Here is a 17,211-nt window from a genome sequence, read left to right as displayed (position 1 = left end):
CTGTCAGGTCCGCAGCAGCGCAGTGGTCGCGATGCAGCGCAGCAAATTCAAGGCGCGGGGCTGCCGTACCTGCACCGTTGCCAAGGGGCGGGTCCACGTAGGGGCGCCTATTTTTCCCGGCAATCCTGGGCTTTTCGCATGTGTGCCCGGCCAGCAGGTCAATCCGTTAATACTAGTTAACGAGTTGAATAGTGATGGTTCATAACAATCTGGCAAGCTCGACAACTGTTTCTCGGAGAGTTCGTCATGTCGTTTGATCCTGATGTCGTGCGCCTGTTCGCCCAGCTTCAAGAGGCGGCGCAGCCGCCCATGGAAACCCTGCCGATCGAAGGCGCGCGCGCGATGATGCGCGCGGTGGGCGCGCAGTTCGGTTTCCCGCGCATCGAGATGGCCGAGGTACGCGATCTGAATGCCGATGCCGCTACCGGTGCAGTGCCTTTGCGCTTGTATCGCCCCACCGGGCTCGCAACCGGCCCAGCCCCGACCTGCCTGTACGTGCACGGCGGCGGAGGTCTGGTCGGCGATCTGGAGTCGCATGACGATGTGTGTCGGCAATTGGCAGCGCGTGCTGGCTGTCAGGTGCTGGCGATCCATTACCGTCTGGCCCCCGAGCACCCGGCGCCGGCCGGTGTGGAAGATGTCATTGCGATATTGCATTGGCTGGTTGCGCACCCGGACACGGTCGGCGCCGATGTGCAGCGCCTTGCCGTCTGCGGCGACAGTATCGGCGGCGCCATGGCCGCGGTTGCCGCACTGGCCGCGCGCGATGCCGGAATCGCCTTGCGTTGCCAGCTGCTGGTCTATCCGCTGACCGACGCGCGCCAGGACAGCGGCTTGTATCCATCGCGCTCGCTCAACGCCGGCCTGCCGCCGTTGACGGCGGCAGCGGTGGAATTCTTCAACCGCCACCTGCTGCCGGATATGGCGGTGGCCGATGACTGGCGTGTCTCGCCGATGCTGGCGCCGGATGTCGCCGGCGTTGCGCCTGCGCTGGTCGTGGTCTGCGACCGCGACATGCTCTACGACGAAGGCCGCGCCTATGCCGAGCGCCTGCGTGCGGCGGGAGTGGAAGTCACCCTGCATAGCTTCCCGGGCATGATCCATGGCTTCATCAACATGGGCAGCGTCTTGCGTGCGGCCGGTGAAACGCTGGACCTGGCGGCACTGACGCTGCGCCAGCGCCTGCTGCCGGCGATCGAACGCAGGGCCGCCTGACAACCGGCGGCAGCCGTGCCGATGCTCGCGCTGGCGCAACAGCGGCGGTATCACTGCAGCTTCGGTGCGTGTGGCATCGCATGCCTGTGCGCCCTGCGACAAGAAGACCTGGATGCAGGCATGCGCCTGCCCGTCTGCTGGCGCCGCGGCGTACCACGCGGACTGTCATGGTTGCCATCGGCTGCTCGTTGGCAACGCGCAGGTTTTCTCGAATCGCCCAGCATGGCGTCCGGCGTCGATTGAAACGCACTGCCTTCAACCTCGCCCTGCAACTAGGCCACGCGCACGCGGTGCTCAGAAATTGAAGCGGAACGTGGTCATCAAGACGTGGTTTTCCCGATCCACCGCACGCGTGTTGACGAACTGATTCAGGTAACCGACATCGGCGTTGGCAATGGCATTGAATTTCCAGTTGATGCCGACAAACACCCGGTTCTGATCGAGACCGCGTTGCGCGCCCCATCGGGTCTGATCCAGATTGACGAACACTTCGTTGAACGCGACCCACGACAATTGCGGACTGAACCCGCTGGGGCGCACCGCGCGGATCATCTGCCGCACGCGATACCCTTCATCGCGGAAGCCTTCGCGGTGACGCTGTTCCAGGCGCGTGCGGCTGGTAATGGTGATCTCGGCGATCGGATCGAATTGATATTGAAATTGCCCCCACCAGCGATTTTCGCGGTTGGATGGCTGCTCGGCCGGATGGCTGATGATGGTGTCGTAACCCATCCAGACACTGGCCTTGGGATTGAGCCGATAGAACACGGCAGGTCGCAAGATCAGTTGATCGAACTGTTCGCCTTCCTCGCGCCAGCGCGGATGGACATCCATGCTCCAGTACAGGTTTTCGACCGGTAGCCTGCCTTGCGCGTAAACGCTCAGCCAGTAACGCCCGTCTTCTTCGGTCTTGGCATGCGCCGGCCAACTGCATGCCAGTGTCAACAGCAGCAGAGCGCAGACGCTGCGGAACATCGCCGGCAATAACGTGCTGGATACGTTCATGTGTCGAAATGTGTCGTCGTTGGCAAATCATAGCAATAACGCTCGAGCCCGCTTCGACCGTTCGGTCGGCTCAGGTCGCCTTTGCTCGCCCGCGTGTTCGCAAATCGGGACACGCCATCGTTTCGCGATGACCGGCGCGGTCGCCGCTGTCGTCAGAGGGATGGATGCCAACGATCAGTGGCGCCGGGCAGGGCCCGCCGCGTCGATCACGCCACTTGGCTGCGTCGTGCGCGCTCCAGATGCACCAGCAGCAGCGAGATCGCCGCCGGGGTCATGCCGGGAATCCGTTGTGCCTGACCGATGTGCTGGGGGCGCACGCGTTCGAGTTTCTGCTGCACTTCGATCGACAGGCCGCGCACGCTGGCGTAATCGAAACCGTCCGGGATCGGCGTGGTTTCGTGACGTTGCTGACGCGCGATATCGTCGCGCTGGCGATCCAGATAACCGGCGTACTTGACGCTGATCTCGACCTGCTCGGCCACCTGCGCATCGTCCACGCCCGGGCCCAGGGTCGGCACCCGCATCAAAGTGGCGTAATTGAGTTCCGGGCGCTTGATCAGATCCAGCACGTTGGTTTCGCGGCTGACCGTCACGCCCAGCACGTTGGCCACCTCCCGGCCCAGCGCATTGCCCGGTGTGGCCCACAGTGCAGCCAGCCGCGCCGTTTCGCGTTGCACGGCCTCCTGCTTGGCCGCAAAGCGCGCCCAGCGCGCATCGTCGATCAGGCCCATTTCACGCCCGACACCGGTCAGGCGCGCATCGGCATTGTCCTCGCGCAGCTGCAATCGGTATTCGGCGCGGCTGGTGAACATGCGGTACGGCTCGGTGGTGCCGTGGGTAATGAGATCGTCCACCAGCACGCCCAGGTAGGCCTCATCGCGGCGCGGCGACCACGCCGGCAGCCCCTGCACATGGCGCGCTGCGTTGAGCCCTGCGAGCAGACCCTGTGCGGCCGCCTCTTCGTAACCGGTGGTCCCGTTGATCTGCCCGGCGAAGAACAGCCCGCCCACCGCCTTGGTCTCCAGCGAGGCCTTGAGCCCGCGCGGGTCGAAGAAGTCGTACTCGATGGCGTAGCCGGGGCGGGTGATGTGCGCGTTCGCAAAGCCGTGGATCGAGCGCACCAGCGCCAGCTGCACATCGAACGGCAGCGAGGTGGAAATACCGTTGGGATAGATCTCGGCCACTTCCAGGCCTTCGGGTTCGACGAAGATCTGGTGGCTGGTCTTCTCGGCAAAACGCACCACCTTGTCTTCGATCGACGGGCAGTAGCGCGGGCCGATGCCTTCGATCTGCCCCGAATACAGCGGCGAGCGATGCAGCGCGTTGCGAATGATCTCGTGGGTTTGCTCGGTGGTCTGGGTGATCCAGCAGCTGACCTGGCGCGGATGGTCGCTGACCTGGCCCATGAACGACATCACCGGCAATGGGTCGTCGCCGGGCTGCTCGGCCATCACGCCGTAATCGAGGGTGCGCCCGTCGATCCGCGGCGGGGTGCCGGTCTTGAGCCGGTCGATCGCGAACGGGCGCTCGCGCAGGCGCGCGGCCAGCGTGGTGGCAGGCGGATCGCCCATGCGCCCGGCCGCGTACTGCGTTTGGCCGACATGGATCTTGCCGGCCAGGAACGTGCCGGCCGTCAGCACCACCGAAGGCGCTTGGAAACGTAGCCCGGTCTGGGTGATGACCCCACGTACGCTGTCGGCTTCGCTGGCGCCGTGATGAATGATCAGATCGTCCACGGCCGCCTGGAAGACGGTCAGGTTGGGCTGGGCCTCGACGATGCAGCGGATCGCAGTGCGGTACAGGTTGCGGTCGGCCTGGCAGCGCGTGGCACGCACTGCCGGCCCCTTGGAGGCGTTGAGCGTGCGCCACTGGATGCCGGCCAGATCCGCTGCACGTGCCATCGCCCCGCCGAGTGCGTCGATCTCCTTGACCAGGTGGCCCTTGCCGATCCCGCCGATGGCCGGGTTACAGCTCATCGCTCCCACCGTCTCGATGTTGTGGGTGAGCAGCAAGGTACGCGCCCCCGTGCGTGCAGACGCCAGGGCGGCCTCGGTGCCGGCATGGCCACCTCCGATCACGATGACGTCGTAGCGATAGAAGGAGTCGGACATGGGCATGGACCAGGAACGGAAAAGGGAAAACGGCCGCAGAAGTATCGGCTGAAGGGCGGGACAGGTCACTTGCTCGGTGGAAAGTGTGGTGAAAATCACATTTTCAGCAAGTGACCCTCAAGTTGGCATGTTTCGTGCGGATATCCCTACTGCACCCGTCGTGGCATTGCGACATGGGCGCAAAGGCTGGAATTGGAACAGGGGCCAGCCGCGCGTGCGATGGGGTAGCGTAAGGGTCGGTAGTCGGGGGACTGCCGGCCCTTATTTTTTATGATTCCTGCGAGTTTGCGCATGCGCCCCCTGCGCTGCAGCGCCTGCTCGGCAACATCGGAACAAAAACAGAAAGCCCCGGCATGCCGGGGCTTTCTGTGCTGTAGGCGCCGATATCCGACAGGGCCGGAACAGGGGGGATCCAGATTTCCCTGTCGGACATCGACATAAGTCGTTCAGTGGGGCTGGCCCGGTCAAAAAATGACGTGGCTGGTCACACAGAGCACCTAGCTTGCAGCCAATCGTCAGCTGAACGCAAGCCCCCAATATCGCCAAGTGTGGGCCAGGTCGCAGTCAGCGCCCTACGGAATCTGTTCGCGTGTCGTGCGCGGCGCGGTTTGCCGCTGGATCTCGCGAATGACACGCGGCGGTGCGCCGATACGCGGTGGCGGCCGCGACGGCGGTGCGCCGGTTGCCGGTGGGCGGTTGGGTTGTTGCGGCCGCGAGCTGCCGGGGCGCGGCCCGTTGTTGAACGAGCCGTTCGGGCGCGGCGGACGGTACTGCGGACGGCGATCGTACTGCCGGTAGTAGTAGCCGCCACCACCACGATAGACCGGGTATACCGGGTAGTCGTACAGGCTGATCGACCCGGCGCCATAGCCATACGGCAGACCGTACGGGTTGCCGTAGAAGTACGGGGAGTAGCCGGGCGGATAGCGATACTGCACGGCAGGCGCACCACGGTAATAGCCGCCCGACCCACCGCCGGTGTAGTCGTAAGTTGCGCAGCCGCCCAGGGCCAGCAGCCCGGCGGCGACGATCAGACGGAATTTCATGGATGGTGCCCTCCTGCAACCATGGTGCCACTGTCGAACCGATGTATTGAATCGGTCCTTAATTGTGCGGCATTGCGACGCTTTGTCATCGATCCAGCATGCGCGGCGGCAGTGCGTGCGACCCGTGAAGAGGAGGCGATACGTTAATCTTGCAGGCATGATCGAGACGGTCCCCCTTGCCCATTCCGACGTCCTGCAAGCCGCTGCGCGGATTGCGCCGCACTGCGCGCCGACACCGTTGCTGACATCGCACAGCCTGGATGCGCTCAGCAGTGCGCAGTTGTTCTTCAAGGCCGAGCATCTGCAGCGCAGTGGCGCATTCAAGTTCCGGGGCGCCTGCAATGCCGTATGGTCGCTGCCGGATGCGCTGGCTGCGCGCGGTGTGGTCACGCATTCCTCCGGGAATCACGGCGCGGCGCTGGCGCTTGCCGCACGCACGCGTGGCATCGGCTGCCATGTGGTGGTGCCCGAAGGCGCGGTGGCGGCCAAGCTCGCCAATATCTCCCGGCACGGCGCCACGTTATGGCGTTGCGCGCCGACCATCGCGGCGCGGGAACAGATGTGCGCCGAGGTGCAGGCCGGCAGCGGCGCCACGCTGGTGCACCCGTATACCGATCGTGCGGTGATCGCCGGGCAGGGCACCGCCACGCTGGAGCTGCTGCACCAAAGCGGCGGGCTGGATGTGCTGGTGGCGCCGGTCGGCGGTGGTGGGCTGGCGGCCGGCGCCGCACTGGCGCTGCAGGCGTCGCCGGACTGCGAGCTGGTGCTGGCCGAGCCTGCCGGCGCAGCCGACACCGCGCGTTCGCTGGCGGCCGGGCAGAGGCTGGTCGATTTCGTGCCCGATACCATTTGCGACGGCCTGCGCGGCACCTTGGGCGCGCCCAACTTCGCAGTGCTGCAGCGCGCCGGGGCGCAGGTGGTCACGGTGGACGATGCCGCGGTGGTGCAGGCCATGCGGCTGGTCTGGCAGTTGCTCAAGCAAGTGGTCGAGCCGTCTTCGGCGATCGCCCTGGCGGCGGTCCTGGCCCATCCTGCACGGTTTGCCGGACGCCGGGTGGGGCTGATCCTGTCCGGCGGCAATGTCGATCTGGACGCCTTGCCTTGGGCCGCGGCGTGAGCAGGCGCTCGCGCGGGCTCGGCCTGTGGGGCTGGGGCTGGCGGTTGTGCATGCTGGCGCTGATCTGGCTGGTGGCCGTGGCAGGCTGGATCGTGTGGGTCGGCGACCGCGATCAGGCCGCGCCGGCCGATGTCATCATCGTGCTGGGCGCGGCGGCCTACGATGCGCGCCCTTCGCCGGTGTTTGAAGAACGCATCCGGCATGCACTGGATCTGTACGCGCAGGGCTATGCGCCGCGGCTGTTGTTCACCGGCGGCTTCGGCAACGGTGCGCGCTTTGCCGAATCGCAGGTGGCCCGGCGCTACGCGCTGCGCCACGGCATCCCGCCGGACGCCATCGTGATCGAAACCACCTCGCGTACCACCCGGCAGAACCTGGAACAGGCGCGCACGCTGATGGAGCGGCACGGCCTGCATCGGGCGATCATCGTCAGCGACCCACTGCACATGGCGCGTGCGCTGCGACTGAGCCAGGAACTGGGTATCGACGCGCTGGCCTCGTCCACGCCGAGCACGCGCTTTCGCAGCTTCCATACCAGCTGGCGCTTCCTGTTGCAGGAGGTGTATTACTTCCACCGCGACCTGGTGGTGCAAGGGCCGTGACCGCAGGCCTATGATGCGGCTTTCCCAGCGGTAGGTTCGAGCATGAGCGAGACCCATCGGCAACACGCCATCGGCCTGGTCCAGGCCTACTACGCAGCATTCAACCGTGGCGACTGGGACGGCATGTTGGCGTTCCTGGCCGAGGACGTCGCCCACGACCTCAACCAAGGCTCGCGCGAAATCGGCCGCAACGAATTTGCCGCGTTCCTGCAACGCATGAACGACAGTTACCGCGAGCAATTGCGCGATGTGGTCGTCATCGCCAGCGACGATGGCACCCGGGTCGGCGCCGAGTACGTGGTGCATGGCGTCTATCACACCACCGACGAAGGCCTGCCCGAGGCCACCGGGCAGACCTATGTGCTGGTGGGCGGTGCGTTCTTCGACGTGCAGGGCGACAAGATCACCCGCGTCACCAACTACTACAACCTGCAGGAATGGATTGCGCAGGTATCGCGCTGATTGCATCGCCCGGCATGGGCCAGCGCTGCGTAGGAGCGCACTGGGCGCGATGAGGCGTTACCGGGAAGCCCGGTCGCGCCCGGGTGCGCTCCTACGCGGTTGGTCCGGTATTACAGCAGCACGATCCCCACTACCACCAGCACGAAGATGCCCCACTTGAGCGTCTGGTACAGCGGGTTGTTGCGTTCCTTCAGCGCCTTGGCCTTCAGGCGCGCGGCGTAGAAGTAGCGGAACACGCGGTTGATGCCGCCGGTCTTGTCGCCTTCCTGATTGGGCGAGGCGCCGGCCGAGAGCAGGCTGCGGCCGACGAAGCGGTTCACCGCCGCTGCCCAGCGCCAACGCATCGGGCGTTCGATATCGCAGAACAGGATGATGCGGTCCTGGTCGGTGTCGTTGCGCGCGTAGTGGATGTAGGTCTCATCGAACATGGTCCACTCGCCATCGCGCCAGCTGTGGCGTTGCCCGTCGACGTCGATGAAGCAACGGTCGTCGTTGGGTGTGGCCAGGCCCAGGTGCAGGCGCATGGAGCCGGCGAACGGGTCGCGGTGTGGGCGTAGTTCGCTGCCCGGCGGCAGCTCGGCGAACATCGCTGCCTTGACCGTGGGAATGGACTTCAGCAAGGCGGTGGTCTGCGGACACAATTCGGCTGCCGACGGATGCGCGGTGCCGTACCACTTCAGATAGAAGCGCTTCCAGCCACGCCGGAAGAACGAATTGAAGCCAATGTCGGTATAGCCTTCAGCAGCGCGGATCTTCTGCATCTGCTGCAACGCCACCGCTTCGTCGCGGATCAGTGGCCAGCTGGCGCGCAGCGGCGCCAGCTCGGGAAATTCCTTGCCCGGGTCGATGAATGGCGTGGTCGGCACCCGCGAACACAGGTACATCAGCGTGTTGATGGGGGCCATGAAGGTGGAATGGTCCAGCAACTGCCGGCTGAGCCGGTGCCGCACGCGACCGCGGTAATGGATGTAGAGCGCCGATGCGATGAACAACGCGATGAGGAGCCACTTCAACATGGGGGAGGCCGATTGGGGGCGGGGGGCCGCAAACGTGAGAGTGACTGCCAAGCAGCACACGCAGCGCTGCTGCTTGGTGTCGGTAGTCACCATCGAACAAGGTGAGCCGCACCAGGGAGGTGTGGCCGTTAACTTCAGAATTCTAGCAAGTGTCTCCGCCGAGGCTGACAGGTGAGTATGAGCGGGGGCGCAATACTCTGTGTCTCACCGGCAGTGGATGCGCGACGACCAACGTTCTGCACCGCCGCTCAGTCGATGCGGCGGCGGATCGGGATGGCGCTGACCGGCACGCTGGCGACGTCACGCCCGTGTTCGCGGATGGGCGCGCCCGGCGCCGGTGCCCAGGCATGGGCGTAGATCACTTCCCAGGAGCTGGGCAGGGTGCCGTCCGGCCGCCGCAGCGGTTCGTAGGCAGCGCTGGCGGCCGCGAAGCGACCGCGTCCGGTCAAGGTGGCACGGCGGTTGCTGAGTGCATTGGTTGCCCCCATCGCACGCAGTTCGCGCATCAGCGCGGGCAGATCGTTGTAGGTCAGGGTGAACAGGTCGCGGTCCAGCACCGGGTCGCGGAACCCGGACATCAGCAGGGCATCGCCGAATTGGGCGATCGGCGGAAAGCGGCTGACGTGCGGGGCCGGGTCGCTCTGCGCAAAGGCATCGCGCAATTCGATCAGTGTTTCCGGGCCGAAGGTGGAGCACAGCAGCAGCCCACCCGGGCGCAGCGCGCGGCGGAAACCGGCGAACACCGCCGGCAGGTCTTCCACCCACTGCAGGCACAGATTGCTGAAGATCACATCCACGCTGCCGTCGGCGACCGGCAGCGCGCGCGCATCGGCGCACACCTGCGTAAACGGCTTCCACCAGCCCGCGGCCTTGCGCGCCTGGCGCAGCATCGGCATGGCCTGATCCAGCGCGATGACTTGCGCCTTGGGCCAGCGCTTCTTGATTGCGGCGCTGGCATGGCCGGGGCCGGCGCCGACATCCAGCACCACTTTGGGCACCTGCTCGCCCAGGTAGTCGAGCGACTCGAGCAGGCGGGTTTCCGCTTCGCGTTGAAGTGCGGCGGCGGCGGTATAGGTACTGGCGGCACGCGCAAAGGCGCGCCGGACGTGGCGGGGATCGAAAGTACTGGTCATGGCGCCGCTATTGTCGCCCCAGGGCTAGGGCGGAGGGAATCGATGCGTGGTGCGCGACGACGCCACGCTAGAACGTGCCGGGATAGCTGCCGCCATCGATCAACAGATTCTGTCCGGTGATATAGCCGGCCTGTGCGCTGCACAGAAAGGCGCAAGCCGCGCCGAACTCGTCCGGCTCGCCAAAACGCGCCGCCGGGATGCCCGCACGCTTGCGTTCGGCGACCTCGGCGGCACTGCTGCCCTGTTGCTGCGCGATGGCGGCGAAGTTGCCGCGCAGGCGGTCGGTGGCGAACTGCCCAGGCAACAGGTTGTTGATGGTGACGTTGTCGGCCACGGTGCTGCGCGCGAGCCCGGCGACGAAGCCGGTGAGGCCGGCGCGCGCGCCATTGGACAGGCCAAGGATGTCGATCGGCGCCTTCACCGCGCTGGAGGTGATGTTGACGATGCGGCCGAAGCCGCGTGCGCGCATGCCATCGACGGTGGCGCGGATCAGTTCGATCGGCGCCAGCATGTTGGCATCCAGCGCGCGCAACCAGTCGGCGCGGTCCCACTGGCGGAAATCGCCCGGCGGCGGGCCGCCCGCGTTGTTGATCAGGATGTCGACCTGCGGGCAGGCTGCGAGTGCGGCGCTGCGCCCTTCCGGCGTGGCGATATCGGCAACCACGCTGCGCACCTGACCAGCGCCGGGCAATGCGCGCAAGGCATCGGCGGCGTGCTCCAGTGCCTCACGGCCGCGCGCGGCGATCACCACATTGACGCCTTCGCCGGCCAATGCACGTGCGCAGCCCAAACCCAGCCCTTTGCTTGCGGCGCAGACCAACGCCCAGCGGCCAGCGATTCCCAGATCCATGCGAGTGTCCCTCGATCAGCGATGTCGCATGATCGACGATCGGCTCATGGCACGGACGCAACGAAGCGTTGCAGTGCCTCGCTCACCTGATCTGCATGACCAAGAAACGGCGCGTGACCACCACCGGCAATGGTGAGCGCCTGCGCATGCGGGCTGAGCGCGGCGGCGGCATGCATGCCGGCGGCAGGCACCAGGCGATCGCGTTGCCCGGCGATCCACAGGCTGGGGCGTGCGAGCTGCGGCACCGCGCGGCGCAGATCGGTGCGTTCAAGCAGGGTGAGCCCTTGCTGCAACGCTTCCGGTGCCGGTTCGCCGCGCGCAGTGAGCGTCTCGCGCAGGCTGCGCAGTTCGCTGCGTGCATGCGCCGAGCCCAGTGTGTCCAGCGCAAGAAAACGCTCCAGCGTGCCGCGATAGTCGCGCGACAACTCGACGCCGAATTGCACGAACACCTCGCGCTGGACGGCACTCGGCCAATCGCTGCCACGCACGAAACGCGGCGTGGCGGCAATCATCGCCAACCCACGCACCTGCGGCAGGGTGGCCGCCGCATGCAGCGCAAACAGCCCGCCCAGCGACCAGCCGAGCCATACCGCCGGCGGTGTGGCGGCCGCAATTTCTGCAACCACATACGGCAATGCCAGCGGCGTGCTGTCGTCGCGACTGAAGCCGTGTCCGGGCAGGTCGACCAGATGCAATTGATAGTGCGGCGCCAGGCGCTCCACCAGCGGTGCGAACACGCCGCCGTGCAGTGCCCAACCGTGCAGGAGAACCAGCGCAGGCCCGTGGCCGATGACATCGATATGCATACGCGTATTGTCGCCGATTGTGGCGTGCCGGCACGCCTCATTGAAATGCACGATGGTGATTGGAGGCACGTAGATCCGATGTTGGGTGCAGCGTCTTGGCGTCAATGCATGGCGGCTGCACGCAGTGCGACGATCCTCGGGGCCAGCAACGCCCATCGCGCACGCGCATGACCGCACCAGCGCCAGCGCGTCGGCCAGTGCCAGCGCCGTGCGTGCCGTGCCTGGATCGACGCAGTCAGCCAGTCGGGATCGAAGCCATCCCAGACGCCTACCACGCTGCGCAGATTGCCGATCAGCACCGGATGCACTTCGTACAACAACATCGTGCGCAACTGTTCCAGGGTGAAGGGCGAGGCAGCCAGGACGCGGGCGATGCCGTCGTCGTCGCAACTGTCGCTGTCCAGGTACAGCCGCGACAACGCTTCCCACACGCGACGTTGCGCCGCCGTGGCTGTGCCTGGTGTCGCGAGTGACATGTCAGTGCCAGGGTGCGATCGGAGGCCGGCACGCACCGGTGGCACGGCTGGTCCAATGCAGGCAAACCATCGCGCAATGCACGGTCAGCGCGCCGTGGTCGCCTGCCACGCAGGTGCGTCGTGCAATCGCTGCATTGGCTGAGTGGCCCACGCGTGTCTGCGTGCAGGCCAGCCACGCGCTGCCACTTGCCTCAGGCAGAGGCACGCAGCGGCTGCCGACTGACCACATCGCGCGCCTGCACGATGGCCTCGATCAGTGCCTGCACCTGCTGCGGCGTATGCAGCGCAGACAAGGTGACGCGCAAGCGCGCCTTGCCTTCGGGCACGGTGGGCGGACGAATGGCACCAACCATGAAACCTGCGTGTTCGAGCGCAGCCGACATCGCCATCACGGTTGCTTCCTCGCCGCATAGCAGCGGCTGGATCGGCGTGTCGGAGGCCATCAGTTCGAAGCCGTGCTTGCGCCCGCCATCGCGGAACGCACCGATCAATTCGACCAGGCGCGCACGCCGCCAATCGTCGCGACGCGCCAGGCGCACGGCCGCCAGGGTGGCCGCGACTTGCGCCGGCGGCAATGCAGTGGTGTAGATGTAGGGGCGCGCAGTTTCGGCCAGATGGCGCACCAACGCCTCTTCGCCCACCACCACCGCGCCGTAGCCACCGAGCGCCTTGCCCAGGGTGACCAACTGCAACGGCACTTCGGCCACGCCCAACCCCGCATCGGCGACGCAACCGCGCCCTTGCGGACCGAGCACGCCAACACCGTGCGCGTCGTCCACATAGAACAGCGCTTGCTGCATGCGTGCCACCAGGCTCAAGGCGCGCAGCGGCGCGACATCGCCGTCCATGCTGAAAACGCCGTCTGTGGCCAGCATCGCCGCGCCTTCGGGCGCGCCCTTGAGCCGGCGCATCGCGCCTTCCACATCCAGGTGCGGATAGCGCCGCAACCGGCAACCGGCCAGCCGCGTGGCATCGAGCAGGCTGGCGTGATTGAGCCGGTCCTGCACGCAGACATCGTCTTCTTCGCTGAGCAACGCCTGTTGCACGGCCAGGTTGGCGATGAAGCCGCTGCCGAACAGCAACGCCGACGGATAGCCCAGCCATTCGGCGATTTCGCGTTCCAATGTTTCGTGCGCGGTGTGGTGCCCGCAGATCAGATGCGAGGCGGTGGCGCCGGCACCGTCGCGGGCAGCGGCATCCTGCAGCGCGGCGACCACTTCGAACTGTTGCGACAAGCCCAGGTAGTCGTTGGAACAGAAACCGGTCAGCCAACGGCCGTCGATCTCCAGCCGCACGCCATCGCGCCGGCCCACCTGTCGCCGCACCCGCACCCGTTCCTGGGCCACGCGCAATTTACGCAGCGACGAAATCCGTTCGTGCAGATCGGGGCGAGCCATGGGGGCGTTCAACGGCAGGGAAGGTCCGCTAGCGTAGCGTGCCGGGCTCGGGGCGCCCAGCCGCCACCGACGACCGGTGCCCGGCACCGGGTCAGGCGGCGTGCTCGCAGGCCGCGCCGCGGGTGATCTCCGCATGCACGGTGCCGGGGTGATCGTGCTCGGCCGCATCGACGGTGATCTGCATCGGACGCAGGCCCAGTCTCTGGAACAGGGCCTGGTCGCGCTCGGTGTCCGGGTTGCCGGTGGTGAGCAGTTTTTCGCCGTAGAAAATCGAATTGGCACCGGCCAGGAAGCACAGCGCCTGCAGTTCGTCGCTCATCGCCTCGCGGCCGGCAGACAGGCGCACCATCGATTTCGGCATGGCGATACGGGCCACTGCGATCATGCGCACGAACTCGAACGGATCCAGCTGCTGGGTGCCGTGCAGCGGAGTACCGGGTACCTGCACCAGCTGGTTGATCGGCACCGAATCCGGATGCGCCGGCAGCGTGGCCAGCGCCAGCAGCAGGCCGATGCGGTGCTCGCGGGTTTCGCCCATCCCGACGATGCCGCCGCAGCAGGTCTTCAGGCCGACATCGCGCACATGCTCAAGCGTGTTCAGGCGGTCCTGGTACTGGCGGGTGTGGATGATCGAGTCGTAGTAATCCGGCGCGGTATCCAGATTGTGGTTGTAGTAGTCCAGCCCGGCATCCTTGAGCGCACGCGCCTGGCCGGCGTCGAGCATGCCGAGCGTGGCGCAGGTTTCCAGGCCCATGGCCTTCACCTCGCGGATCATGGCGGCCACCTTGGGGATGTCGCGCTCCTTGGGCGAGCGCCAGGCGGCGCCCATGCAGAAGCGCGAGGCGCCGGCGGCCTTGGCCTGGCGCGCCTTGGCGACGACCTCTTCGGTCTCCATGAGCTTCTGCGCGCTCACGCCGGTGTCGTAGCGCTGCGCCTGCGGGCAATACGCGCAGTCTTCCGGGCAACCGCCAGTCTTGACCGACAGCAGCGTGGAGACCTGCACTTGCGCCGGATCGAAATGGGCGCGATGCACGCTGGCGGCGCGGTGCAGCAGCTCCGGAAACGGCAGATCGAACAGCGCCTGCAGCTCTTTGCGATCCCAGTCATGGCGGATGACAACAGACATCGGAGTTTCCTGACAGTCAGCGGCTTGGAAGCCAGGCAGTCTGGTGAGCATGGAAGAGGCTGTCAACTTCAATCAGGTCCGATCGGTTTACAGATGGCCGCAGCGGGTGCTGCGGCTGTTGCTGCCGAGCCTGTGTCTGGTCTGCGCGGAGGCCGGTACGCCCGACGGCGATCTATGCCCTGCATGTCGCGCCGCCTTGCCCGATCATGGCCACGCCTGCCTGTGTTGCGCCACGCAGCTGTTCGCCTCCGACGCGGTGGCGCTGTGCGGGCAGTGCCTGCAGCACCCACCAGCGCTGCAGCGGGTACATGCCTGTTTTACCTATCGCTGGCCGGTGGACGGGCTGCTGCGGCGGTTCAAGTTCCATCAGGACCTGGCGGCAGGCCGCCTGCTCAGCGAACTGATGGCCCGGCGCTGCGTGGGGCTGCCGCGCCCACAGGCATTGGTGCCGGTAAGCCTGCACCGGCAGCGCCTGCGCCAGCGCGGTTACGACCAGGCGCTGGAGCTGGCCCGACCGCTGGGCCGCGCGCTGCAGCTGCCGTGCCGGCCGTTGCTGCGCAGGGTTCGCGCGACCGCTCCGCAATCCGAACTGGATGCGGCCGAGCGGCAGCGCAATCTGCGCGATGCGTTCGAGGTCCGCGGCGCCTTGCCGGCGCATGTGGCCTTGGTGGACGACGTGATGACGACCGGCGCGACGCTCCACGCCGCGGCCAAGGCCTTGCGCAAGGCGGGTGTTCAACGGGTGGATGCCTGGGTTTGCGCGCGGGTGCCGTGATCTAGCCGGCCGCCGCCGAATGCGCGAGGCTTCGCCCGCACCCTCACCCCGGCCTCTCTCCCGCAGGAGACGGGCTCTCTGTCTGACAGCACAGCGCGATGGATGGCGACGCGGCTTCGGTAGGTGGATGGCCAGAAGAGATGGAGGAATCGAGCAGTGATGCTGGCGAGCTTTGAATCCTTGCTCGCAATTTCAAGGTCTGATCTTCAATCGACAAACTTCCCATCCCCGAATCCCGAATCCCGCACCTAACGCCCTGCCACCGCCACTGCGATGCCGACGAAGATCGCCAGGCCAACCCAGTTGTTGTGCAGGAAGGCGCGGAAGCAGGGGCCGCGCTCGCGGTGGCGGGCGATGCGGAATTCGTAGGCGACCAGCAGCGCTGCAACGCCCAGGCCGGCCCAGTACGCAGCGCCGAGATCAGCGCGCAGGCCGACCAATACCAGCGTCGCGACCATCAGCGCATACAAGAGGCCTTGTGCGATCAGATCGAACCTGCCGAACAGGATGGCGGTGGACTTGCTGCCCATGCGGAGATCGTCGTCGCGGTCGACCATGGCGTACCAGGTGTCGTAGGCGGTGGCCCACAGGATGTTGGCGGCATACAGCAGCCAGCCCAGCAACGGCACGCTGCCTTGCACGGCGGCGAAGGCCATCGGGATGCCCCAGCCGAACGCCATGCCCAGATAGACCTGCGGCAGGTGGGTATGGCGCTTGAGGTAGGGGTAGCTGGCGGCCAGGAAGACGCCGGGCACGCTCAGCATCACGGTCAGCCAGTTGAGCGTGAGCACCAGCGCGAAGGCCGCCAGCATCAGCGCCACGAATACCCATAATGCCTCGCGCCCGGAGACCGCGCCGGTGGCCAGCGGGCGCGATTTGGTGCGCTCCACGTGCGGATCCAGCCAGCGGTCGGCGTAATCGTTGATCACGCAGCCGGCCGAACGGGTCAGCCACACCCCGGCGGTGAACACGAACAGCGTCCACAACGGCGGCAGGCCATCGGCCGCCAGCCACAACGCCCACCAGGTGGGCCAGAGCAACAACAGGCTCCCGATCGGACGGTCGCCACGGACCAGCTTCCAGTACTGGCCCAATCGCTGCGGCCACGTCAGCGCGCGCGCTGTGGGCAATTGTTCGACACCATGCTTGCTCATGCGGCAAAGGGTAGCAGCGCGGCTCGGCCGTGGTCATGTGGACGCGGGGTGGGCGCTGTGCGGGCGGCAATCCTGGCAATGCCCTGCCTGCGCGATGGCCGGCTGTTCATGGGGTGCGGCTGGCCGCAGCAAGCAATGCTGCGAGCGGCCGGGGGCCGGGCGTTGATGCGGGCGGGCTGCGGCAGGCGGTGTGGTTGCCACGCAAGCTTGGCAGTGAGCGCGCTCAGGCGCGTGCTCAAGCTGACTGTCAGGTGGGGACGCTGAGCAGGCTTGCGTCTGGCAACGGCCGCTTGAGATGGCCACACGGCTGTACGCGTGGCCCTGCGCGCTTGAACCTGGGCACCCGGTGTCGCACAGCGACCGCCCGGGCCGAGACGCCGGCGTCATCACGTCTGGAGCGACGCCGCGGCTCGCCAAGACCCGCGGCGCCCGGCCCCATCACGCGCACGCCGGCTGTTCTGGCATAATGCGCGGCCAGGCGCTCGTAGCTCAGCCGGATAGAGTAGTGGCTTCCGAAGCCATTGGTCGGGGGTTCGAATCCCTCCGGGCGCACCAGTTCAGTTCCAGAGCTTGTGCTGGGATTTAAAAAAAACCCTCGAGAGATCGGGGGTTTTTTGTTGCCTGTACAGCGAACGGTCCACTCGGATCCATTGGCATCCAGGCTGATCGGGCATAGATGGGCGCATCCGCCCTCAACGCAGCCACGCAGAAGAGGGATGTCCCATGCAGTCAAGCGGCTTCATGGAACGCTTCAACGACAGCGACCAACGCGGCGTCCTAGAGATGCACGGGTTCCGCAGTTTGAGCGAAGCGAACAAACAGACCGCCGCCGTGTGGCTGGTTGCCGGCAGCCAATAACCACTGCATGGACGCGGCGGGCAAACACCCGCCGCGTTCTGCGATCAACATCATCAGCATGC

The 17,211-nt window shown here is 66.4% G+C and carries 17 protein-coding genes, 1 tRNA gene and 1 pseudogene; 7 read left to right on the top strand and 12 right to left on the bottom strand.

Annotated elements, in window-relative coordinates:
* The first annotated feature begins 246 nt into the window (after positions 1 to 246).
* Complete coding sequence (locus J7360_RS01190) at positions 247 to 1,215, top strand: alpha/beta hydrolase (protein WP_007968470.1); 969 nt, start codon at positions 247 to 249, stop codon at positions 1,213 to 1,215.
* 294 nt (positions 1,216 to 1,509) lie between these two features.
* Here the strand turns inward: J7360_RS01190 and J7360_RS01185 are convergent, their stop codons facing one another.
* The 3 genes from J7360_RS01185 to J7360_RS01175 all read right to left on the bottom strand — a co-directional run bounded on the left by J7360_RS01185 (position 1,510) and on the right by J7360_RS01175 (position 5,377).
* A complete protein-coding gene (locus J7360_RS01185; RefSeq protein WP_057658921.1) occupies positions 1,510 to 2,190 on the bottom strand; it encodes a DUF2490 domain-containing protein in 681 nt (226 codons plus the stop codon).
* A 236-nt stretch (positions 2,191 to 2,426) separates the two neighbouring features.
* Positions 2,427 to 4,331, bottom strand: a complete 1,905-nt coding sequence (gene mnmG / locus J7360_RS01180) for a tRNA uridine-5-carboxymethylaminomethyl(34) synthesis enzyme MnmG (protein ID WP_057658872.1) — start codon at positions 4,329 to 4,331, stop codon at positions 2,427 to 2,429.
* Between the two features lie 572 nt (positions 4,332 to 4,903).
* Positions 4,904 to 5,377, bottom strand: coding sequence for a hypothetical protein (locus tag J7360_RS01175; RefSeq protein WP_209033075.1), 474 nt, complete (start codon positions 5,375 to 5,377; stop codon positions 4,904 to 4,906).
* Between the two features lie 157 nt (positions 5,378 to 5,534).
* Between J7360_RS01175 and J7360_RS01170 the strand changes: the two genes are divergently transcribed.
* Genes J7360_RS01170 through J7360_RS01160 form a run of 3 tightly spaced genes read left to right on the top strand, consistent with a single transcriptional unit; the run spans position 5,535 to position 7,558 of the window.
* Positions 5,535 to 6,494 (top strand): pyridoxal-phosphate dependent enzyme, encoded by a 960-nt coding sequence (locus J7360_RS01170; protein WP_007968475.1) that lies wholly within the window; start codon positions 5,535 to 5,537, stop codon positions 6,492 to 6,494.
* On the top strand, positions 6,479 to 7,096 hold the full coding sequence (locus tag J7360_RS01165; protein ID WP_033481400.1) for a YdcF family protein: 618 nt from the start codon (positions 6,479 to 6,481) through the stop codon (positions 7,094 to 7,096). The genes J7360_RS01170 and J7360_RS01165 overlap by 16 nt, the downstream gene beginning before the upstream one ends.
* 42 nt (positions 7,097 to 7,138) lie before the next feature.
* Positions 7,139 to 7,558, top strand: a complete 420-nt coding sequence (locus J7360_RS01160; protein WP_007974235.1) for a ketosteroid isomerase-related protein — start codon at positions 7,139 to 7,141, stop codon at positions 7,556 to 7,558.
* Between the two features lie 110 nt (positions 7,559 to 7,668).
* Here J7360_RS01160 and lpxO read toward each other — a convergent pair whose 3' ends face one another.
* The 7 genes from lpxO to bioB form a co-directional block, all read right to left on the bottom strand.
* The gene (gene lpxO, locus J7360_RS01155) at positions 7,669 to 8,574 is read right to left on the bottom strand and encodes a lipid A hydroxylase LpxO (RefSeq protein WP_007968478.1); all 906 of its coding nucleotides are present in this window, start codon (positions 8,572 to 8,574) and stop codon (positions 7,669 to 7,671) included.
* Positions 8,575 to 8,822: 248 nt separating this feature from the next.
* Positions 8,823 to 9,707, bottom strand: coding sequence for a malonyl-ACP O-methyltransferase BioC (gene bioC, locus J7360_RS01150; RefSeq protein ID WP_007968479.1), 885 nt, complete (start codon positions 9,705 to 9,707; stop codon positions 8,823 to 8,825).
* Positions 9,708 to 9,774: 67 nt separating this feature from the next.
* A complete protein-coding gene (locus J7360_RS01145) occupies positions 9,775 to 10,557 on the bottom strand; it encodes an SDR family oxidoreductase (protein WP_007968480.1) in 783 nt (260 codons plus the stop codon).
* A 44-nt stretch (positions 10,558 to 10,601) separates the two neighbouring features.
* Complete coding sequence (bioH, locus tag J7360_RS01140; RefSeq protein WP_057658869.1) at positions 10,602 to 11,363, bottom strand: pimeloyl-ACP methyl ester esterase BioH; 762 nt, start codon at positions 11,361 to 11,363, stop codon at positions 10,602 to 10,604.
* A gap of 101 nt (positions 11,364 to 11,464) precedes the next feature.
* The gene (locus J7360_RS01135; protein ID WP_057658867.1) at positions 11,465 to 11,839 is read right to left on the bottom strand and encodes a hypothetical protein; all 375 of its coding nucleotides are present in this window, start codon (positions 11,837 to 11,839) and stop codon (positions 11,465 to 11,467) included.
* Between the two features lie 191 nt (positions 11,840 to 12,030).
* Entirely contained in the window at positions 12,031 to 13,404 is a 1,374-nt protein-coding gene (gene bioF / locus J7360_RS01130; RefSeq protein WP_209033073.1) for an 8-amino-7-oxononanoate synthase, read from the bottom strand.
* Positions 13,328 to 14,362: a biotin synthase BioB gene (gene bioB / locus J7360_RS01125; RefSeq protein WP_057658861.1), complete on the bottom strand. Its 1,035-nt coding sequence runs from the start codon at positions 14,360 to 14,362 to the stop codon at positions 13,328 to 13,330. Before bioB ends, bioF begins: the two co-directional genes overlap by 77 nt.
* Before the next feature lie 49 nt (positions 14,363 to 14,411).
* Here bioB and J7360_RS01120 point away from each other — a divergent pair, with 49 nt between their 5' ends.
* A complete protein-coding gene (locus J7360_RS01120) occupies positions 14,412 to 15,137 on the top strand; it encodes a ComF family protein (protein WP_174232304.1) in 726 nt (241 codons plus the stop codon).
* 248 nt (positions 15,138 to 15,385) lie between these two features.
* Here the strand turns inward: J7360_RS01120 and ubiA are convergent, their stop codons facing one another.
* Entirely contained in the window at positions 15,386 to 16,291 is a 906-nt protein-coding gene (gene ubiA / locus J7360_RS01115) for a 4-hydroxybenzoate octaprenyltransferase (protein ID WP_057658858.1), read from the bottom strand.
* 478 nt (positions 16,292 to 16,769) lie between these two features.
* Here ubiA and J7360_RS01110 point away from each other — a divergent pair.
* Positions 16,770 to 16,846, top strand: a tRNA-Arg gene (locus tag J7360_RS01110).
* A gap of 153 nt (positions 16,847 to 16,999) precedes the next feature.
* Positions 17,000 to 17,116, top strand: a pseudogene (locus tag J7360_RS21240) (IS3 family transposase); the annotation flags it as partial.
* On the opposite strand, the gene J7360_RS01105 reads toward J7360_RS21240, so the two are convergent.
* Positions 17,069 to 17,209 (bottom strand): hypothetical protein, encoded by a 141-nt coding sequence (locus J7360_RS01105; RefSeq protein ID WP_209033094.1) that lies wholly within the window; start codon positions 17,207 to 17,209, stop codon positions 17,069 to 17,071. The pseudogene J7360_RS21240 and the gene J7360_RS01105 overlap by 48 nt on opposite strands.
* Positions 17,210 to 17,211: the final 2 nt, after the last annotated feature.

This window comes from Xanthomonas sp. D-99, assembly GCF_017746145.1.
In the GTDB taxonomy this organism is placed as follows: Bacteria; Pseudomonadota; Gammaproteobacteria; order Xanthomonadales; family Xanthomonadaceae; genus Xanthomonas; species Xanthomonas cissicola.
The sequence above is the reverse complement of the archived record's forward strand: the minus strand, read 5'-3'. Positions and strand labels throughout refer to the sequence as shown.